The organism is Candidatus Gastranaerophilales bacterium (genome assembly GCA_028696075.1).
Classification (GTDB): Bacteria; Cyanobacteriota; Vampirovibrionia; order Gastranaerophilales; family JAILCC01; genus JAQVHS01.
The window spans coordinates 29,966-50,277 of the sequence record JAQVHS010000010.1 but is presented as its reverse complement, the minus strand read 5'-3'; the positions used below and the strand labels follow the sequence as shown (position 1 = coordinate 50,277).

16 protein-coding genes are annotated in these 20,312 nt (G+C 38.1%); 11 read left to right on the top strand and 5 right to left on the bottom strand.

Annotated elements, in window-relative coordinates; translation table 11 throughout:
* Positions 1 to 446 precede the first annotated feature (446 nt).
* Complete coding sequence (gene ilvD / locus PHX18_07160; protein ID MDD3594389.1) at positions 447 to 2,114, bottom strand: dihydroxy-acid dehydratase; 1,668 nt, start codon at positions 2,112 to 2,114, stop codon at positions 447 to 449.
* Between the two features lie 125 nt (positions 2,115 to 2,239).
* On the opposite strand from ilvD, the gene PHX18_07155 reads away from it, so the two are divergent.
* The 4 genes from PHX18_07155 to PHX18_07140 are packed head-to-tail and all read left to right on the top strand — an operon-like array spanning position 2,240 to position 5,348.
* Positions 2,240 to 3,031: a type II secretion system protein gene (locus PHX18_07155; GenBank protein MDD3594388.1), complete on the top strand. Its 792-nt coding sequence runs from the start codon at positions 2,240 to 2,242 to the stop codon at positions 3,029 to 3,031.
* Positions 3,032 to 3,040: 9 nt separating this feature from the next.
* Positions 3,041 to 3,742, top strand: a complete 702-nt coding sequence (locus PHX18_07150; protein MDD3594387.1) for a prepilin-type N-terminal cleavage/methylation domain-containing protein — start codon at positions 3,041 to 3,043, stop codon at positions 3,740 to 3,742.
* Between the two features lie 19 nt (positions 3,743 to 3,761).
* Complete coding sequence (locus tag PHX18_07145; GenBank protein ID MDD3594386.1) at positions 3,762 to 4,145, top strand: ribonuclease III domain-containing protein; 384 nt, start codon at positions 3,762 to 3,764, stop codon at positions 4,143 to 4,145.
* A gap of 57 nt (positions 4,146 to 4,202) precedes the next feature.
* Positions 4,203 to 5,348: an HD domain-containing protein gene (locus tag PHX18_07140; GenBank protein MDD3594385.1), complete on the top strand. Its 1,146-nt coding sequence runs from the start codon at positions 4,203 to 4,205 to the stop codon at positions 5,346 to 5,348.
* Between the two features lies 1 nt (position 5,349).
* Here the strand turns inward: PHX18_07140 and PHX18_07135 are convergent, their stop codons facing one another.
* The 3 genes from PHX18_07135 to PHX18_07125 all read right to left on the bottom strand — a co-directional run bounded on the left by PHX18_07135 (position 5,350) and on the right by PHX18_07125 (position 7,920).
* Positions 5,350 to 6,228: a hypothetical protein gene (locus PHX18_07135; protein ID MDD3594384.1), complete on the bottom strand. Its 879-nt coding sequence runs from the start codon at positions 6,226 to 6,228 to the stop codon at positions 5,350 to 5,352.
* Positions 6,228 to 7,247 (bottom strand): hypothetical protein, encoded by a 1,020-nt coding sequence (locus tag PHX18_07130; protein MDD3594383.1) that lies wholly within the window; start codon positions 7,245 to 7,247, stop codon positions 6,228 to 6,230. Before PHX18_07130 ends, PHX18_07135 begins: the two co-directional genes overlap by 1 nt.
* A 133-nt stretch (positions 7,248 to 7,380) precedes the next feature.
* Complete coding sequence (locus tag PHX18_07125; protein ID MDD3594382.1) at positions 7,381 to 7,920, bottom strand: prepilin-type N-terminal cleavage/methylation domain-containing protein; 540 nt, start codon at positions 7,918 to 7,920, stop codon at positions 7,381 to 7,383.
* Positions 7,921 to 8,052: 132 nt separating this feature from the next.
* On the opposite strand from PHX18_07125, the gene PHX18_07120 reads away from it, so the two are divergent.
* From PHX18_07120 to PHX18_07100, 5 genes are all read left to right on the top strand, one after another.
* On the top strand, positions 8,053 to 9,201 hold the full coding sequence (locus PHX18_07120) for an alanine--glyoxylate aminotransferase family protein (GenBank protein MDD3594381.1): 1,149 nt from the start codon (positions 8,053 to 8,055) through the stop codon (positions 9,199 to 9,201).
* Positions 9,202 to 9,316: 115 nt separating this feature from the next.
* The gene (gene ftsH / locus PHX18_07115) at positions 9,317 to 11,155 is read left to right on the top strand and encodes an ATP-dependent zinc metalloprotease FtsH (GenBank protein MDD3594380.1); all 1,839 of its coding nucleotides are present in this window, start codon (positions 9,317 to 9,319) and stop codon (positions 11,153 to 11,155) included.
* A gap of 11 nt (positions 11,156 to 11,166) precedes the next feature.
* Complete coding sequence (gene gltA, locus PHX18_07110; protein MDD3594379.1) at positions 11,167 to 12,549, top strand: NADPH-dependent glutamate synthase; 1,383 nt, start codon at positions 11,167 to 11,169, stop codon at positions 12,547 to 12,549.
* A 9-nt stretch (positions 12,550 to 12,558) separates the two neighbouring features.
* Positions 12,559 to 14,166 carry a hypothetical protein gene (locus PHX18_07105; GenBank protein ID MDD3594378.1) on the top strand — a complete coding sequence of 536 codons (1,608 nt, stop codon included), beginning with the start codon at positions 12,559 to 12,561 and terminating at the stop codon, positions 14,164 to 14,166.
* A gap of 52 nt (positions 14,167 to 14,218) precedes the next feature.
* On the top strand, positions 14,219 to 16,009 hold the full coding sequence (locus PHX18_07100; GenBank protein MDD3594377.1) for an ATP-binding cassette domain-containing protein: 1,791 nt from the start codon (positions 14,219 to 14,221) through the stop codon (positions 16,007 to 16,009).
* Here PHX18_07100 and PHX18_07095 read toward each other — a convergent pair.
* Positions 15,996 to 16,763, bottom strand: coding sequence for a hypothetical protein (locus PHX18_07095; protein ID MDD3594376.1), 768 nt, complete (start codon positions 16,761 to 16,763; stop codon positions 15,996 to 15,998). The two genes, PHX18_07100 and PHX18_07095, sit on opposite strands and share 14 nt — an antisense overlap.
* Before the next feature lie 206 nt (positions 16,764 to 16,969).
* Here PHX18_07095 and metK point away from each other — a divergent pair, with 206 nt between their 5' ends.
* Complete coding sequence (gene metK, locus PHX18_07090) at positions 16,970 to 18,229, top strand: methionine adenosyltransferase (GenBank protein ID MDD3594375.1); 1,260 nt, start codon at positions 16,970 to 16,972, stop codon at positions 18,227 to 18,229.
* 123 nt (positions 18,230 to 18,352) lie between these two features.
* Positions 18,353 to 20,305, top strand: a complete 1,953-nt coding sequence (gene thrS, locus PHX18_07085; GenBank protein ID MDD3594374.1) for a threonine--tRNA ligase — start codon at positions 18,353 to 18,355, stop codon at positions 20,303 to 20,305.
* Positions 20,306 to 20,312 lie beyond the last annotated feature (7 nt).

The following is a 20,312-nucleotide window of genomic DNA, read 5'->3' as shown; positions in this document are numbered from 1 at the left end:
AAAAATAATTCTTCGCCTATTAAACTCATCTCAACTTCTCAGCTTCCTAACTTCCCAGCTTCCAAGCCTTCATATTGATTGTCCATTTCTTTTTCTTTTTATGCGAACAAAAAGAAAAAGAAACGAACCAAAGAAAAAGAAAAAATACGCTTAGTCGGCTTCTGCCGCAGGCTTTACTACTATTAAAATTTATTTCTAAAGTCCAGTGCTATTCAAACTCAATCAGAGCATAACTTAGCCTAAGTGGTTAAAAATGTCGTTAGGCAAAGTAATACTCTGATTTCAAACAATGAATAGCGTCCTATCCTATATCGTAAAGCCTGCTTTTTTAAGCTCTTAAACTTAATCTCAACTTCTTAGCTTCTTTCCACTGGATTGCCACAAAATGCTTCGCATTTTTCGCAATGACAAAAATAATTCTTCACCTCTTAAACTCATCTCAGCTTCTAAGATGCGGAGGTTATGGCGCCTTTGCTCGCGCTTGTGGTTGTTTTGGCAAATTTTGCAAGATAGCCTTTTACGACTTTCGGGCTTGGTTGTTTGAAGTTGGCTTTTCTTTTATCCAATTCTTCTTGAGATACATCAAGATTGATTGTTCTGTTTGGAATGTCGATTTGTATTTTATCGCCGTCTTCTATCAAAGCAATAAGACCGTTCATACTCGCTTCGGGGCAGACATGTCCTATGCAAAGTCCTCTTGTGCCGCCTGAAAATCTGCCGTCTGTTATTAATGCTACTTCTTTACCTAAGCCTTTGCCTACTATTGCTGAGGTTGGAGCAAGCATTTCCCTCATGCCGGGACCGCCTTTTGGTCCTTCGTATCTTATAATGATAACTGTTTTTGGTTTTATTTCATCGTTGTTGATTGCTTGCATGCAGGCTTCTTCACTGTCAAAGGTTTTGGCGGTGCCTTCAAAAGTAAGGCATTCTTTTTCAACACCTGAAATTTTCACTACAGCGCCTTCTTGCGCAAGATTTCCGTATAGAACAGCAAGACCGGGGTTGCTTGTTATAGGATTGTCAAACGGTTTTATGACATCGCTGTCAACCCAGGTTTTTGCGGCAATTTCGCTGATTTTTTCGCCTTGGACGTTTGGAAGGTCAGTAAGTTCAGTCGTATTACCCCAAAGTTGTTTAAATGTTCCCGGTATTCCGCCTGCTTTGTCAAAATCTGTCATTGTAAGCGCGCTTGACGGGTCAAGCTTGATTATTTGCGGGATTTTTTGGCTTAGTTCGCTAAAATCATTAAGGGTAATATCAATTCCGCCTTCGTTTGCTATTGCAAGGAGGTGCAGGATAGAGTTAGTGGAACCGCCTAATGCTAAATCCGCTATTATTGCGTTTCTCATACTTTCTCTTGTTATTATTGAGCTTGGTTTGATATTTTTTGCTATAAGTTCGCTAATAAGAACGCCGCTTTCGAATGCTATTCTGCGTTTTTTTGCGCTTACTGCGCTGCTTGTTGCGCAGCCCTGCATACTTATTCCCATTACCTCGGATAAGCACGCCATAGTGTTTGCTGTATAAAGACCCTGACAAGCTCCGGCACTCGGGCAGGCTTCTATTTCCATTGCTTGAAGTTCTTCAAGGGTTAATTTGCCTGCTTTGTATTGACCTGTTGCCTCAAAGGTGCCTTTTATCATTGTTAAATTAACATTTTTACAAGAACCGTCAAGCATTGGTCCCGCTGTTACTAAAACACATGGGATATCAAGCCTTAGCGCTGCCATCAGCATACCCGGCGTGATTTTATCGCAGTTTGAGAGTAAAACAAGACCGTCAAGTTGATGTGCATTTGCCACCGATTCTACACAATCCGCTATTAAATCTCTTGAAGGCAGAGAGTAGCCCATTCCGCTGTGCCCCATTGCTATTCCGTCGCAAACTGCGGGTGTTCCGAATATAAATGCTTGAGCACCCCCTGTATGGATGCCCTTTTCAATTTGGCGTTCAAGGTCGCGCATTCCTATATGACCGGGGACTAAATCCGAGAAGCTGCTTGCTATTCCGATGAACGGAGTCTTTTTAAATTGTGTGGGAGAAACACCTGTTGCCATTAATAATGACCGATGTCCTGCTCTGTCTAAACCTTCTTTTATTTCATCACTTCTCATTTTTGTCTCCTTCTTCATTCGTTTTTCTCTATTCTAGCATTAAAACTTTGTCATGATTAAAAATAGTTACTGATTTTTATGAAAATATGTTAAAATAAAAGTGTTAATTTTTCGGAGTTGAATAATTGGAGAAAAAATTTAGCGCTTTTACCCTTATGGAAATATTAACCGCAATGGTAATTTTTGTGCTTGTTGGTACATTTGTCATCCCTTCTATTATGAAAAGCTCTGAAAAGTCACTTTTTTCTACCCAGCTGAAAAAAGTTAATAATGACATACAACAAGCTATGCTTGTGATTTTGGCCAAAAATCACAGTGATTATACTACCGTATGTTCGGCGGACGCAGCCGGGGCAGCAAGTAATAAATGCTTTAGAGATGAGTTGGTTAAGTATCTTGAGCCCATTGTTACTTATGATAATGAAAATGATGTTGTCGGAGCTAATGCGGAGAAATATGAAGATTACTACGGTAGCGAATATTTCAATAAACGAGAATTTTTAAACAAGACAGGATTTGACTATGAAGCAGATATAGTTGGTATTTCACAAGATACTATGGCTGCTGCAGTACTAAAAAACGGGGCATCTGTAAATGTTGTTTATAATCATCTATGTAATGCCGACATGTCCGATTATCTTGCATCTGCTAATAATTCCTTGCCTGTTTGCGGTATTATAGAAGTGGATTTGAATGCTCAAAAAGGTCCTAATACCATCGGCAAGGATATTCATTATTTTTGGATTGTGAATAAGGAAGGTATTATTCCGTTTGGTGAAGTTGACGGGTTGGACTGCGGAGTGATTAATAATGAGGGAGAATATACTACTCTGCCTACAAAAAGAGGTTTGGATAAAGTAAATTTATTTGGATGTACATACAGAGTGTTCGAAGACGGAAAAATAACATATTTTTAGGGTGGTTAAATGAGAAAATATCTACAAGGTTTTACAATATTAGAGGTGGTTATAGCAATGGTGCTTGTTGCAGGCATTGCTATGATAATGCTGCCTTCTATTGTGGCGGATAATGAAAAATCGGTTTTAGCGACTTCTTATAAAAAGATTTATACGGAGTTGAATTTGGTTCAAAGAGCAGTTCCCACTATGCGTGCTAAAGGTGAAATTGATGAGACTAATAACGGTAGTGCAGGATTTCTACAACAGGCTATAGAAAAAAAGATGAAGGTTGTACCCCACGCCAGAGCAGCAAGAATGTTGCCATTTAGACCTCCGGCTATTGAATTTTCAGCCCAGGCTGCCAATATAGCAAGAATTGCTAGAAATAACGAAGGAAGGACTTATTATGTTAATGACGCCCGTACAATTATTTTGAAAAACGGAATGATTATTGGAATAGGAAATACTCAAGCCGATGGTACCGGGATTGATTATGTTGCTGTGGATATTAACGGTAAAAAAGGTCCTAATTTTATTGGTAAAGATATTTTTTATTTTACTTTTGATGAAGATACTACTGCCCCCGGTTCTTTAGTAGAGAGCTTAAGGCCTCTTAATTCCACAAAAGACGGCGCTTGCTGCCCTGCAAGCAAGAGTGATACAACCTGTGCGGATTGGATAGGCTGCGGTGACAGGATTTTGAATGACGGTATGATTACCTATTATTAGTTCCGGGGTTTGAATAGCATTGACCAATAGCTCTTATAAAAATAATATTAAAAATCTGGCACATTTAGGTGATAGTGTTTATGAGGTTTTTGTAAGAGAGTATACGATTTCTCTTACCCAAAATCTTAAAACTTTGCATAAACTTACGGTTTCTTTTGTTAATGCACAGTTTCAGGCTGATATTTTAGAACAAATAGAGTCTTATTTATCGCAAGAGGAGCTTGAGATAGTTCGCCGCGGAAGAAATTTATCGCTCGGAGTGTCGAAAAAAGTTAACCAGCAGGCACACAGGCTTGCTACTGCTTTTGAAGCGCTTATCGGTTATTTGTATTTGAATGATAAACAACGGCTTTATCGTTTATATGAGCTAATTTTGCCGATATTAGAAAAGAATAATGTGTAAAAAAATGCTAAAAGTGGTATAATCTAATTAAGTGGCAAAATTTTTTAATGGGTTTGCATGTTAAAGTCTGACGAGTTTCACGAATCATATTTAGAAACCTTCCATAGAGTGATTCTGGAAGCTAATAAAAAAGATAAAAAACACACTGTTTTATTGGTTGATGATGAACCTAATAATTTGGCGTTGCTAAAGCGTACTTTGCGTTCTAAATACGATATTTTGACCGCTACAAACGGTGTTGAAGGCTTAAAAGTTATTGAAGAGCAGGGCGATAGAATTTCTCTGGTTATAAGCGACCAAAAAATGCCCGCTATGCAGGGAACAGAAATGTTTAGCGAGGCTGCTCAAAAATATCCTGATATGATTAGAATGCTTTTAACAGGACATTCTGATTTGGAAATATTGGTTGACAGTATCAATAAATGTAATCTATTCCAATATATTATGAAGCCGTTTGACCCTGAAGAACTTATGTTAATTGTCAAAAACGGGATTGATGTGTTTGAGCTTTCGAAAAATAAAAAAGATATGCTTATTGATTTGAAAGAGCTTTTTTATACCACTATTAAATCCATTTCTAATGCTTTGGATGCTAAAGATGCCTACACTCACGGACATTCTTTGCGCGTTACGCTTTATTCTTTAATTTTGACCAAGCATATGGATGACGTTACCGATAAATTTCTTGAAGAAATCGAAACAGCAGGGTTACTGCATGATATAGGTAAAATCGGTATACCCGATAATATTATATGCAAACCCGGTAAATTATCCGATGATGAATATGAAATCATGAAGAGTCATCCGGGGCAGGGTAAGAAGATGTTAACGAGTATTCGTAAGTTATCAACTGTATCAGAGTGGTTAAATACACACCATGAACGTTGGGACGGACAAGGTTATCCCCTTGGAATCAGAGGTGAAGAAATTCCGCTAAGCGCCAGGATTATCGCTATTGCCGATACTTATGATGCAATGACTTCCAGTCGTTCATATAGAAAAGCTTTATCTCATGAAGTTGCAAAAGCGGAGATTGAAAGATGTTCGGGTACGCAGTTTGACCCTGAGCTGGTGAAATTATTCCTCAAAGTCGAAGGTATATTTAAACAGGCGCAGGCTAATCCTGAAAAATACTATATTGATTACAGTATTTTAAGGCAGTATTTTTCTGAAGATAAGAATTTGGTCAAAGATATTTATTAAATTACTTTAAAGCCGCTTTTTGAAAAAATTCTTTTATTACTGTTTGTTGGGGAGCTGATATAGCAGGTTCAATATGATTTTGAGCAGGTTTGTTTTCGTTGGATTTTACCTTTTTTCTGGTTAATTTAATATTAAATGCGGGTATTCCCCAGCCTAAAACCAATGTGATTAGAAGTAAACTCACAATGTCGGGTACAGCTTTTAACCTTTTTGCTGATTTTACTAATTCGTTCTTACTGTTAGACAACATATCCGTTAATGTATCACAGGCCTGTTTTAATTTTCCGCTGCCTGTTGTGAAGTTTGTAGTTTTTTCAGCTATGTTTTCAAGAGCGGTTAATAGATTTTTTGAAGTAGCGTCTTTGCCATTAAGTATGGTATTTACACAGCCTTTTGCGTTATCGCCGAGTAAATTAAAGGCTTTTACTACATCTCCGCCGTTTTTATCAATGTTTTTAGCTACTGTAAGGACTTTTTGCTCCATAATATCAGCTTTGGAATACCAGTCAGCCAAGCCGTCATAGGAAATTGCTTTTTTGAAAAATTTGCCGTTTGCAGCGGTTGGGATTTTTGTTGCTTTATCTAACGCTGTAGACATAATATTTTTTAATACGGGTACGCCGCCCATGCAGGCAAGGATTGTAGAAGCATCTCTGGTCAGTGCTTCTCTTCTTTCGTGTGCATCTCTGGCTTTGTACATCCTTACTCCCATTACAAATATCATAGAGAAGAAAATCAGGGAGTATCTGCCAAGATTACCTTTGTTATTAAGTTCGAATACATCACCTATTTTTTTAGGTATGTATTCGCCTACTTTTGCAAATGACTTCCTAAGAATTGATTGTTGAGAAAGAGGTTTTGCTGCTGATATCGGATCCATTACGCATTTCCTCCTTTCTCATGTTTTAAGCCTTCTAACGCAGGGTTGCTTTTTGCACGTTGATAAATCTTCGGCAAAAGTGATAAAACTCCTGCTAAAGAAAGGATATTAAGTGTTGTCAAAAATCTTCTGCCGTTTTCTCTCATCTTGCTTATTTGGTCAATGCTTGCTTTTATCGCATCAGGAGATTTTTCGGTAAGTTCGCTCGCCGTTAGTTTTGCTGTGGGTATTATATCCTGGGCATATTTTTGTATATCTTCAAATAAATCCCCTGCAAGCATTGCGCAGTCTTTACCTTTGCCGTTAACAAACGGGATTGCTCTGGTATTAAGAGAGTTGGTATATCTTGAGTTTATATCGCTTATAAGATTGGAAAATTCGCCTGTTAATTCTTTGCGCCGTTGTTTTGTAATAGTACCTTGAGCTTCCGTAATCATATTACAGAATTTTTCACGGTATTTTCCTATGCTTATGCCGTCAGCAGCTTCACCTGCGATTTTGCCGGCATTTTTTATGTGTTTGGCAAATAAATCATCAAACAGATTGCCTGTGAATTCTTTACTCAATTTAGCCATATCGGAATTTGCCAAGTTAGACGCTGATTCTCTAAATATTTTTGTGAATTTGTTGATTACGTTGGTATTTATTTTTGCACCCTTGCCTAAAAACCTTCCGGCAAAAGCTAAAGCCACCATAGGGATAAGAAACATACTGGGACCCGTGATGGACTCTCTTAAAAGTTCTTCAATTCCCGCCATAACATTCCAGTGCCCTAATTCCGCTTTATTTCTGTTAAATGCCTGCCATACACGGGGGAATACAAGTCCTATAAAATCAAGACAGAAAAACTCTAAAAAGAAACCGCCGTTTTCAAATTTGTTCATCAGGACCTGATTTACAGTTCCTGCTTTTGATAACAGGGAGCTGCCTTTAAAGGAAGCCCCGGTAATTGTTTGGCTTCTATTATCGTTATTTTTTGGATAACCTTTTTTGATAGTAGTATTAAATTGTACCTGCATGACCAACTCAAGAAATATACCTTACAATATATTTAATAACTATAAAACAAAAAAATTGCTAAGAAAACCGTAAATATTGCAGTTTTGTAATAATTTTTTTACAATACGTTAATTTTTCCGTGTAATTTTTACTCTAATCAGGGCTGGAATCAGTTAAGTGGTTGTAACCTGCACCTGTTATGGTTTCTATTTTGCCTGTATCTAAAACAGTGATGGTGAATGTATCTTGTGAATATGCATCTTCATCAGGATGGTAGCCGCCGCCCACGTTATTATTTGAGGCATTCACATCGACGGTTATGGTGAATTTATTTCCGCTTTTATGTGATACGAACCATCTCATCCCGTTTGTTGTTACAAAAGAAGGGTTAGCAGCATCTACCGGGTATGCTTTTGCACAAAGTACTTTATCGGGAGTTGCTCCTTTTGTATTCAATTTTGATGCTATGTTTATGCATAATTCTTGTTCCCCTATTATTCCGTTGGGACTGGCATTAGGGTCATTTACTACCTCGCTTATTACCATTTCTAATGTTTTATAGGCTGACTTAAATAAGTGCTTATTATTATTAGGGGCAAGTTCGGCTATAGTGGGATACAAAATAGCGGTAATTACGGCTATTACTACCAGCGATATCATTAATTCCGCAAAAGTAAATCCTTTTTTCATCATACTATCCTTATTGCCTTATTCCTTAATTTACTTATACCACTTTTTTATTAATAATTAAACCTTTTAAATAATTTTGCTTCTGTTTTGCTTTTTTGTGCCAAAATAAAAATAAGAGTATAAAAGGAGTAAATTATGAAAGACAAACAATTTTTAATGATTCCGGGCCCTACACCTGTGCCTGAAACAGCCTTGGTTGAAATGGCTAAACACCCTTTGGGACACAGAAGTGTGGAATTTTCTGCTATTTTAAAAGAAGTGTATTCGGACTTGAAATGGTTGTTCCAGACAAAAAACGATGTGTTTATCTATACTGCAAGCGGAACCGGAGCGTTAGAAGGCGCTTTGTCCAATATAGTTAACCCTAAAGATAAAGTTCTATGCCTTGTTATAGGTAATTTTGGCGAAAGATGGGCTAAAATCGCCGAATCAAGGGGGGCGGAAGTAGAGCGCATGAGTGTAGAATTCGGAAAAACTATTTCTCCCGACGCGCTGGCTGAAAGGCTTGAAAAAGACGTTAATAAAGAAATTAAAGTCATAACTCTTACCCACAGTGAAACTTCAACAGGGGCTGCCAATCCTTTAAAGGACTTAATGGATGTTATTAACAAACATGGCGCTATTTCTGTTGTTGACGGCGTTACAAGCGTTGGCGCCATGGATGTTAAGATGGATGAATGGGGGATTGATATTTTGGTTTCAGGCTCTCAAAAAGGCTTTATGATTCCTCCCGGGTTATCTTTTCTGGCGGCAAGCGAAAAAGCCATGAAGGCTTATGAAGAATGCTTATACCCAAGCTTCTATTTTGACTTTAAAGCTCATAAAAAAGCCGTTGCGCAAGATACTACTCCTTATACACCGGCAGTTTCACTTATCATGGCATTGAGCAAAACTTTAAAGATGATGCAGGATGAAGGGTTGGAAAATATTTTTGCAAGACATAAAAAGTTGTCTTTAGGCTTGAGAAAGGCTGTTCGTGCATTAGGCTTAGAGCTGTTTGTTGAAGATGATAATTTTGCAAGCGCGGCTATAACTTCTATTCTGCCGCCTGAAGAAATCAGTGTTGCTGATATCAGAAAAGGCTTAAAAACAGATTTTGATATAGTTGTTGCTGACGGGCAAAATGATCTTAAAGGCAAAATATTCCGTATGGGAACGCTCGGATTTGTTTGTGAAAGAGATGTAATAGGAGCAATCGGGGCTTTGGAGCGTACTTTGTTAAAACTTGGTTATAAATTTACGCCCGGAAGCGGAGTAAGCACTTTTCTTGAAAGCTCTTTATAGCTGGTATTGCAGCATATTAATAATAGAATAGCTCTGTTTAGCTATGTTAAATGCTTCAATTCCTGCCGTGTCGGTGATATAATTTTTTTACAGACAAGTTGAGGAATTTATTAGAATGAAAAAATACCAATCTGCCGGCGTTTATATAATGTTAATACTGGTTTTGGCGCTCTTTACGGCTTCGTTTTTTGTTGAGAAAAAAGAAGTGGTTAAAAAAGTTTCTTATTCGGTGTTGATGAACATGGTGCAAAAAGATGAGATAAAATCTGTATCCATTGAGAACAATAAAGTTACCGCTGTTCCTAAAAAAACAGCTGATGATGCACCTGCTAATTATGTAACCGTTATACCTATGAATGATAGTAATTTCATCCCGAGGTTGGAAGAAAAAGGTATTGATATAAAAGTTGAAAATCCTGCCGAGACTAATCAATGGATTAATTTTTTGGGTTCCTTAATTCTGCCTTTGCTGCTTTTGGTAGGGCTTATTTTCTTCTTTAAAGCCATTCAATCAGGCGGGTCTCAGGCTATGTCCTTTGGTAAATCAAAAGCAAAACTTATGATGGATAACAAAGTTAAAATCACTTTTGCCGATGTAGCAGGTATTGATGAAGAAAAACAGGAATTGATGGAGATAGTAGACTTCCTCAAAAACGGCGAAAAATACGTTTCTTTGGGTGCAAAAATCCCTAAAGGCGTTCTTCTTGTCGGCGCGCCCGGTACAGGTAAAACACTTATGGCAAAAGCCGTTGCAGGTGAAGCAGGCGTTCCTTTCTTTTCCATAAGCGGTTCTGACTTTGTTGAAATGTTTGTCGGTGTGGGTGCCTCAAGGGTCAGAGATTTGTTTGAACAGGCGAAAAAACATTCGCCCTGTATTGTTTTTATTGATGAAATTGATGCGGTCGGACGTCAGCGCGGCGCCGGTTTAGGCGGCGGACACGATGAAAGAGAACAAACACTAAACCAGTTGTTGGTTGAAATGGACGGGTTTGATGAAAATACAAACATTATAATTATAGCTGCTACAAACAGACCTGATATTTTGGATAATGCGCTTTTGCGTCCGGGCAGGTTTGACAGACAAATTGCCGTTAGCAGTCCGGATATTAACGGCAGGGAGCAAATTTTAAAAGTTCATGCGAAAAATAAACCTTTTGCCGATGATGTGGATTTAAAGGTTTTGGCTAAAAGAACCCCCGGCTTTACCGGTGCGGATTTGCAAAATCTTCTTAACGAGGCTGCACTCTACGCTGCAAGATTAGGCAAAGATAAAATTACAATGGAAGAAGTCGATGTCTCTATCGATAAAGTCATAGCAGGCGTTGAAAAGAAAAGCAAGGTTATGACTGAAGAAGATAAAGAAGTTACAGCCTACCATGAAGTCGGGCATGCGCTTGTGTCCAAGCTTGTTAAGGACAGCGATGTTTTGCACAAGGTGTCTATTATTCCCCGCGGTATGGCTTTGGGGTTAACCTGGTATAAACCCAAAGACGAGAGCGTTTCTACAAAGAAAACAAAACTTCTTGCAAGAATTACAACTGCTTTAGGCGGCAGAGCGGCGGAAGAAATTGTTTTCGGTAAGGAAAATATCTGTACGGGCGCTTCCCAAGATATCGAAACCGTAACCAATATTGCACGTAAAATGGTTACAGCCTGGGGAATGTCTGAGAAAATGGGTACCATTACTTACGGTAAATCTAATGAACATGTCTTTATGGGAAGGGATTTCGGGCATTCTAAGGATTACTCCGAAGATGTTGCTGCGGCCATTGATGCGGAAGTAAAAGAAATTGTCGATACCCAATATAATCTTGCGAAAACTTTGCTTTCCGAGAACAGAGATATTTTAGAAGCTGTGGTAAAAGTTCTTTTGGAAAAAGAAACTTTAGATGATAGTGAAGTAGTTGAAATTATGGAAGACGTGAAAGCGCTAAGACATACTGAAAGTGAATAACGGAGAGAAAAATGGCAAAAGAGAGAGTAAAACCCGCGGAGTTAGACCCCAATTACAGAAATAAAAATTTTGAAGAAGTTACAAAAAATTTCACATCTGAGCAGGCTGCGCTGGAAGCGCAAAGGTGTTTAAACTGCAAAAATGCGCGCTGTATTGCAGGCTGCCCCGTAAATATTAATATCCCTGCTTTTATATCAAAAGTAAAAGAAGGCGATATTCAGGCGGCAGGTGATGCTATCAGGGAAACAAGCCTTTTGCCTTCTGTATGCGGAAGGGTTTGTCCTCAGGAGCGGCAGTGTGAGGCGAAGTGTGTTTTGGGCATTAAAGGCGAAAGTGTCGCTATAGGTGCATTAGAGCGTTTTGTTGGCGATAATTCCCAAACCCTGACAACACAAAAACATCCTACACATAAGAAAGTTGCCGTTATAGGTTCAGGCTGTGCGGGTATAAGCGCTGCAGCTGATTTGGCTAAAGAAGGGCATGATGTAACGGTATTTGAGGCGCTTCATGAATTCGGCGGAGTATTAAGGTATGGTATTCCTTCATTCCGTTTACCGAGAACAGCTTTAGATACAGAGCTTGAAGGGTTGAAAAAATTAGGTGTTAAATTATATAAAAATGTAGTTATCGGCAAGTCGCTTACTATTAATAACCTTAAAGAAGACGGTTTTGATGCGGTATTTATTTCCTCGGGGGCAGGGCTCCCCAAGATGTTAAGAATTCCCGGGGAAAATCTTAACGGGGTTTATAGCGCAAATGAATTTTTAACACGTGTAAATCTTATGAAAGCTAATGAAGCAGATACTCCTACTCCTGTTTATATAGGTAAAAAAGTTGCTGTAGTGGGCGGCGGCAACACTGCTATGGATGCGGCAAGGGTTGCCAAGAGAATAGGTTTTGAAGAAGTTACTATCGTGTATCGCCGCTCTGAGGCGGAATTGCCTGCCAGGTTAGAAGAAATTAAACATGCTAAAGAAGAGGGTATCATATTTAAACTTTTGCATTCTCCTGTTGAAATATTAGGAGAAGGAGCCAAGGTTGCAGGATTGAAACTTCAGGTTATGGAGCTGGGTGAACCGGATGAAAGCGGCAGAAGAAGCCCCGTGCCTGTTGAAGGTAAAATTGAAACCATGGATGTCGATGCCGTAATCGTGGCTTTAGGTACTAATCCTAATCCTCTTATTCAATATTCTGCCTGTCAGGAAGGTTTGGATTTAGAGGTTAATAAAAAAGGCTATATCATTGTTAATCCCGAAACCGGTGAAACTTCTATTAAAGGTGTTTATGCCGGAGGGGACGTTGCTCCTACCGGAGAATCTAACGCTATTAATGCAATGGGAGCTGGCAAAAGGGCTGCTAAAGCCATTAATCAATACTTAAAAGAATTGTCCTAGGAGCTTAAGTTGATTTTTGTAATTGATATTATTGCAATAATATTATTGGTGCATTTGGTTTTAGCCTTTTTTTATTTTTCTTATATTATTTACTGCGCTTCAAAAACAAGGCTCGTAGATATAGAAAGCAGGATAGCGCAAACTGATTATACCCATTCTTTTAATGTTGTGGTTTATGCTAATAATTCCGAGTACACTATTGCGTCTTTAATTAATGCTTTGAAATCTCAGGAATATAATAAAGAAAAATATGTTATTAACGTTATTTTAGACAATTGTGTTGATGAAACCGCCAAAGTTTTAGAGGTTTTGGGCGGCTGCAGATTGTGGCGGTTAAATTCCGAAAACGGTGAAAAGCTCGGGAAAGGAGAAGCTATCAGGTGGTTTTTTGACAGAATTTTTATTAACGATACTTCTGACGCTTTTGTCTTTATCAATGCTGATAGCACGGTAAGACCCGATTTTTTAGGCAGGGTTAACGCTAAAATCGGACAAACCCATGTTGTAAGCGGTATCACATTAAATAAAAACTTTTTTACTACATTAATAGGCACTGTTATCGGTTATCGTAAAATATTTTTGAATACTATTATTTTTACCGGAAGAAATATTGCGGGGCTTGCAAATTACTTAAATGAAGATGTTTTTGCTATTAAAAAGGATGTTTTGCTTGAACATAGAAATCATTTTTCTTCTTCTGAAGATTTTCAGTTTGAAATTCCGCTTTTGCTTATGAAGAAAAATATTAAAATGCTTCATTCTTCGGATATCAGGGTTTTTAAACAGTTTTATGAAAGTACGGATAATGTTTTGGACTTCTTTAATAAAATTAATGTATCAAAATTTATATTACTAAAAAAATATTGGCGGGATTTATTTTCGCCAAACTGTAATTTGAAATCTAAAGAGTTTTTGCTTTCTGTTTTATATCCTGGCGAATTCTATATAATTGCGGCTTGTCTTTTTATAATGAATTTTGCCGCTGTTAACGGTTATGTTTTGGGGTTTGATATCCCTTATTTTCTCACTATAGCTTATGCTCTACTGTTTATTTATTTAATGAGGGTAGCTAATTTTAATTTGAGAAAGTTCATACTTTGGGGGGCCTGGGTGATTTTTTCTCCTATAGCATTATTTGCCAATTACTCGATAAACTACTATGCGCGTATAAATGCACAAAAACAACCTGATGAAAAAGAAGAGGAGGAGAATTCTCAATTTATTCCCGTAACTCTCACGGATGGCGAGATGGAACTTTCCGTTGAAATTCAAATTATTAACGAAGATGCTCTTTATCGTGTGGTTTTTTGGTATGAAAAAAATTATATGTCGTCAAAAAAATATTTAAGAGTATCAGAGGCTTTGAAAGAAATAACCGATATTCTTATGGAAAAAGGGTTTGCACTGAAAATTTGCCAAAATTGCGGTTATTTTGAATTTGCGAATAAAGGCAGGGCTGATTTTGACAGAGGCAATTGTTATTTGAACATGATAAAGCGTGAAACCAAAAATCCTTGTATAACCCCTGTTTGGGATAGCTGTGAGAATATTATTCCCCAGCATGCAAAAGAATTTGTTAAGAAAGAATTAGAACATATAAAAGAAGACAATACCTAAGAATTGTTTGTAGTATAATTTAATTAAGTAAAAATTGAAAATAGGTGAAGAAATGAACAGGGAAGAGTTATTAGAGAAATTTAGAGATAATAATTTTGTAAAAAATTATAAGAGAATGTGGCCTTTTGTTAAGCCTTATGCGTTTAGAGCTTTAGTGGCAATGCTTATTTGTATTCCTTTAGGCTCTTTGGATGCAATTATAGCGCTTTCTTTAAAACCTTACATGGATGTTGTTTTGGTTGAAAAACAAGTCGGGTCTTCTCCTTTCTTAATTCCTTTATTAATTATTTTGTTCACCACGGTGCAGGGAACTTTAAACTATCTTGCAGATTATATGAATGTATGGGTTGGGATGAAAATCACTTTGGATTTGAAACGTAAGCTGTATGCAAAACTTATGGCGCTTGAAACCGCTTATTTTGACAATCAGACATCGGGTGATGTTTTATTTAGATTTAATCAGGATGCTGAAATTGCATGTAACGGATTGTTATCAAACCTTAAATTATTTGTGTCGAGGATTTTTTCTTCAATATCACTTGTAGGTGTATTGATTTGGAACTCATGGCATTTGGCAATTATCGCGATTACTGTTTTAGGCGCTGCGCTTGCTCCTTTGGCTTTTGTAAGGAAAAGGATAGAATCTGCAGTCGGAGAAAACGTAGTTGCTGTTACTAAAGTTATGACTACCTATAACGAAACATTTGCGGGTAACAAAACTGTTGCTTCTTATAACTTGCAGCCTAAGTTAACAAATTCATTCTCTGTTTTGCTTCAGGATTTATTCTCTCTGATGATGAAAATTACAAAGAGAACGGCTATTATTTCTCCTATTACTTACTTTATTATTTCATTGGGTATAGCTGCTGTTATCGGTTTCAGCAACTATTTGATTGTTAATAAAGTTATTACAAGCGGTAACTTCGTATCGTTTATTACAGCTCTTGTTATGTTATATCAGCCTATAAAAAGTTTGAGCAATAATTTGAAAGATGTGCAGTTTTCTTTTATGGCTATTGAGAGGGTTTATGATATTTTGGAAAGAGTGCCTGCCGTTCAAGATTGCGAAGACCCTATTGAACTCAAGAACATCGGCAGCGGTGTGAAATTTGACGATGTTTACTTTGAATACGGTAACGGAGTTCCTGTCTTAAAAGGTATTTCCTTCTCTGCAAAAGCCAATCAAACTATTGCTATAGTCGGTAATTCAGGCGGCGGTAAAACTACTTTGGTTAATTTGATACCCAGATTTTATGATGTTTGCGGCGGCAGTATTTCTATTGACGGCATTGATGTTCGTAACTATTCTTTAAAATCGCTCAGAGATAATATTGCAGTTGTATTTCAGGATAATTTCCTGTTCTCCGGGACTATAAGAGAAAATATTTTGCTTGGTAAACAAGATGCAACCGAAGAAGAAATTAATGCAGCTTTGAAATGCGCATTCCTGGACGAGTTCGTTGCCGGCTTGGAAAACGGGCTGGATACATTTATAGGTGAGCGCGGTACTTTGCTTTCCGGCGGACAAAAACAAAGGGTCGCTATTGCAAGAGCTTTTCTGAAAAATGCGCCTATTGTTATTTTAGACGAGGCTACAAGCGCGCTTGATAATAAGGCTGAAGCTGTCGTTCAAAAAGCTATTGATAACTTGATGGCATCAAGAACAGTATTTGTAATTGCTCACAGACTTTCTACCGTTCAAAATGCCGACAGGATTATGGTTGTTAATGACGGTAATATTGTTGAATCAGGCACTCATGAAGAGTTGCTTCGTGCGGATAATGGCGCTTATAAAGCGCTTTATATGGCGCAATTTAAAGCTCAGCCTGCTATGCAGTCGTAGGAATATTTGATTGTAAGCTTAAAGGATTATCTGTTTTAGCTAAAAGATTTTGTTTTTCCTGTTGGAATTTTTCTGTCTTAGAGCCTTTGTAGACAAGTTCGCCGATTTTTTCGCCCGCTTTGCAGCCTGCCAGCGAAGCTGCTACAAAACCTATACCTATTAAAATAGAGCTGCCTTTTATATTTCTTAATTTAATTTTTTTACATAATTCTGCTATGCTTTTTGGATTGATTTTCTTTGATGCTGCAACTGTGACTTCTGCGGCATCTTTGGGTTTTATTTTCGCTATAACTTTGGAATAAATATGTTCCGCTGTATACATGCCTACGATATTACCTGTTGCTGCTACAAAAACTTTGCTCTTATCTTTTTCATCAGCGTCAAGCGGTTTTGCTGCCGCATATGCAATATTACCTGCTACACCAAGCCGTGCTAAAAATTTTGATGCTTTTGCTATAAACATTGTAGAGTCTTTTGTGGTAGAAGATGTCAGAGTTGCGGCTATATCTTTTAATCTGCTTGATGCAATCTTATTGGCGGTATTTCTAAGGGTTGGATTTTTAGCAGTAGTAGCAAGAGTTGCAGCAACTGCGAAAAGCGGTACCATTGCCTGAGAAGTAGTAACGGCTACTCTGCCCGCATTTGCCATTGCGGTGCATGTCTGTCCTTCTCTTGCCTGGTTGACGGCATTTGTTGAACGGGTTCCGAAAAACCCAAGCTTGTATATTAATACAGACGCTAAATCATGAGACATTATACTTACCTAACTACCTTCTTATATAAATAAAGTGATGTTGTTTGGAAAAATTGCAGAAATCTTGTAGAAATTTACATTTGTTTACGTTTTTAATTAAGAAATTTTAAAGTATTTGGCAATATATTGGTAACTGAATATTATGTTTATGCTAATATGTAAGTACATTGAATTTATACAGTACTAATGCCCGAGAGGAGAATAATATGTCCAAATATCTTTTTACTTCAGAATCAGTTACCGAAGGTCATCCCGATAAAGTATGCGACCAAATTTCTGATGCTATTTTAGATGCATTTTTAACTAAATATCCGCAAGCAAGAGTTGCGGCGGAAACATCTGTTACAACAGGTATGGTTTTAGTTGCAGGTGAAATTACCGCTGATTGTTATGTCGATATTCCCGCTATAGTCAGACAAACTGTAGAAGATATAGGATATGTCGGTGATAAAGGCGGTGGCTTTTGCGCAAGAACATGTGCTGTTTTAACAAGTATAGATGAACAGTCGCCTGATATTGCGCATGGTGTAAATTCGGCGCTTGAAAAACGTGAAAGTGATGCTGCAGCGGAAGAAACAGAAAATATCGGCGCAGGCGACCAGGGTATTATGTTTGGATTTGCTTGTGATGAAACTCCCGAGTTAATGCCCCTTCCTATAAGCTTGGCGCACAGACTGGCTCTTCAATTGGCTAAAGTCAGAAAAGATAATACTTTGTATTACCTTCGTCCTGACGGTAAATCTCAAGTTACTGTCGAGTATGTTGACGGTGTGCCTGCAAGAATTGATACTATTATTATCTCTACCCAGCATGACCCTGCCATTAACGGTGAAGAAGATAACGCCAAAGTTCAGGCGATTATTTCTGACGACTTGAAAAAATATGTTATAGCCCCTGTATTTGAAAACGATAAAATCAAACCTGACGCTCAAACCAAGTATTTAATTAACCCGTCGGGCAGGTTTGTAGTTGGCGGACCTCAAGGTGATGCCGGCTTGACGGGAAGAAAAATCATTGTAGATACTTACGGCGGTTATTCAAGACACGGCGGCGGGGCTTTTTCGGGCAAAGACCCCACAAAAGTTGACAGAAGCGCTGCTTATGCCACAAGACACGTTGCTAAAAATATCGTAGCGGCAGGTTTGGCTAAAAAATGCGAGGTTCAACTGGGATACGCTATAGGTGTTGCGCAGCCTGTTTCTGTAATGATTGAGACTTTTGGTACAGGTATTATTTCTGACGATAAAATTTCTGACATAGTAAGCAAGATTTTTGACTTAAGACCTGCTGCCATTATTAATAACTTTGATTTAAGAAATCTTCCCGCTAAAAGCGGCGGTACTTTCTACAAAAATATTGCTGCTTACGGTCATATGGGTAGAACTGATTTAGATTTACCCTGGGAAAAACTCGATAGAGTGGCGGAGCTGAAAGAGTACGCTAATTCTGCAGCTTGCTGCAAATAATAAAAATTTTATATTTTTTAAAAGCCGCATTGAATTTATTTCAATGCGGCTTTTTTTATGATTATTTGAAGTATTTTTTTGAAGTGATATCTTAATAGTATAATTAGTTAAACGAGGTTAAAAATGTCTGAAATCCATATAATTTTACCTGATGAATCGAAGCTCGCTCTTGAGCCGAATTCTACCGCATTAGATGCGGCAAAGAAAATATCAGAAGGCTTGGCTAGAAATGCCTTAGCCTGCAAAATCAATGATGTTGTTTGTTCTTTGGATACGGTTTTGACGGATAATGACAGGGTTGCAATTTTAACTGCAAAAGACCCGGAAAGCCTTGATGTTTTAAGACACAGCTGTTCGCATATTATGGCGCAGGCTGTACAGGCTTTGTACCCTGAAGCAAAATTAGCTATCGGACCTGCTATTGAAAACGGCTTCTACTATGACTTTGATATTCCGGGAGTTAGCTTAAAAGAAGAAGACCTTGGAAAAATTGAAGCGAAAATGCAGGAGTTAATTGCGCAAGATTTGGTTTTTAAAAAAGTTGTCATTGATAATCCCGATGAAAAAATAAAAGAGTTTTTAGCGCAGGGTGAAATATACAAAGCCGAACTTTTGGAAGAGCATAAGAGTGAAAATCCTACCCTTTTTGTTACCAAAACAAAAGAGGGAAAAGAGCTGTGGAACGACTTATGCAGAGGACCTCATTTGCTTAGTTCAAAGCCTGTTAAGGCATTTAAGCTTTTGAGCGTCGCAGGGGCATACTGGAGAGGCAATGAGAAAAATAAAATGCTTCAAAGGGTCTACGCTACAGCATTTTTGACAAAAGATGATTTAAAGGCTTATTTAACACAGCTTGAAGAAGCCGAAAGACGCGACCACAGAAAGCTTGGCAGCGCACTTGATTTATTCAGTATTGAAGATGAAGTCGGCTCGGGGCTTGTTTTATGGCACCCTAATCTTTCAATTGTACGTGAAGAGATTGAAAACTACTGGCGCAGCGAACATCGCAAACGTGATTATGTTATAGTAAACACTCCGCACATAGCAAAGCCTGATTTGTGGATTACATCAGGTCATATGGACTATTACAGCGAAAATATGTTTATGGTCAAATCACCCGACCAGGACTTCGTATTAAAACCAATGAATTGTCCGTTCCATATGCTGATTTATAAATCCGACAGACAGAGCTATCGCAGCCTTCCGCTTAGATTAGCCGAGCTTGGAACTGTTTATCGCAACGAACGTTCAGGTGCATTGTCCGGTATGACAAGAGTCCGGGGCTTTACCCAGGATGATGCCCATATTTTTTGTACGCATGAACAATTTATTGATGAAGTTATAGGTGTAATTGACTTTGTTGATTATACTTTAAGCTTGTTTAATATTGATTACAGTGTTGAATTATCAACAAGACCCGAAAAATTTGTAGGTACTAACGTAAATTGGGATAAAGCCGAAGAGGGACTAAAGCAGGCTCTTGAGAAAAAAGGGCTTAAGTACGATATTAACGAGGGCGATGGTGCTTTTTACGGTCCTAAAATCGACTTTAAACTAAAAGATGCCATCGGCAGAACATGGCAGGGCGCTACTGTTCAGCTTGATTTTACGCTGCCTGAAAGATTTGACCTTAAATATCAGGATAAAGACGGCAGTTTGAAAACTCCTGTTATGCTTCACCGTGTAATTTTCGGTTCAATGGAAAGGTTTGCAGGGCTTTTAATAGAACATTATGCAGGGGCTTTTCCAACATGGCTTGCTCCGGTTCAGGTTGAAATAATCCCGATTGCAGACAGGCATGTTGGAGCCGCCGAGGCGGTTTATAAAAGTCTTAGAGCGCAGGGTATAAGAGCTAAGCTTGATGATAGAAGCGAATCTATGAATTATAAAATCAGAGAGGCCCAGAATAAAAAAATCCCTTATATGGCTGTTATAGGTGATAAAGAAATTGAAGACAAAACCTTATCCGTAAGAGCGTCTAAAGGCCGCGGTCAAATCGGTACAATGAGCGTTGATGAGTTTATTGCTAAAATCAACGAAGAAATCACGTCTAAAGGTAAGGTCGAGTTAGTTTAGAAATTTA

Excerpts from the sequence above, each read along its gene's own strand:
- ilvD (MDD3594389.1), bottom strand. The coding sequence starts at position 2,114 with ATGAGAAGTGATGAAATAAAAGAAGGTTTAGACAGAGCAGGACATCGG.
- PHX18_07150 (MDD3594387.1), top strand. The coding sequence starts at position 3,041 with ATGAGAAAATATCTACAAGGTTTTACAATATTAGAGGTGGTTATAGCA.
- PHX18_07140 (MDD3594385.1), top strand. The coding sequence starts at position 4,203 with ATGTTAAAGTCTGACGAGTTTCACGAATCATATTTAGAAACCTTCCAT.
- PHX18_07135 (MDD3594384.1), bottom strand. The coding sequence starts at position 6,228 with ATGGATCCGATATCAGCAGCAAAACCTCTTTCTCAACAATCAATTCTT.
- PHX18_07130 (MDD3594383.1), bottom strand. The coding sequence starts at position 7,247 with ATGCAGGTACAATTTAATACTACTATCAAAAAAGGTTATCCAAAAAAT.
- PHX18_07125 (MDD3594382.1), bottom strand. The coding sequence starts at position 7,920 with ATGATGAAAAAAGGATTTACTTTTGCGGAATTAATGATATCGCTGGTA.
- PHX18_07120 (MDD3594381.1), top strand. The coding sequence starts at position 8,053 with ATGAAAGACAAACAATTTTTAATGATTCCGGGCCCTACACCTGTGCCT.
- ftsH (MDD3594380.1), top strand. The coding sequence starts at position 9,317 with ATGAAAAAATACCAATCTGCCGGCGTTTATATAATGTTAATACTGGTT.
- gltA (MDD3594379.1), top strand. The coding sequence starts at position 11,167 with ATGGCAAAAGAGAGAGTAAAACCCGCGGAGTTAGACCCCAATTACAGA.
- PHX18_07100 (MDD3594377.1), top strand. The coding sequence starts at position 14,219 with ATGAACAGGGAAGAGTTATTAGAGAAATTTAGAGATAATAATTTTGTA.
- PHX18_07095 (MDD3594376.1), bottom strand. The coding sequence starts at position 16,763 with ATGTCTCATGATTTAGCGTCTGTATTAATATACAAGCTTGGGTTTTTC.
- metK (MDD3594375.1), top strand. The coding sequence starts at position 16,970 with ATGTCCAAATATCTTTTTACTTCAGAATCAGTTACCGAAGGTCATCCC.
- thrS (MDD3594374.1), top strand. The coding sequence starts at position 18,353 with ATGTCTGAAATCCATATAATTTTACCTGATGAATCGAAGCTCGCTCTT.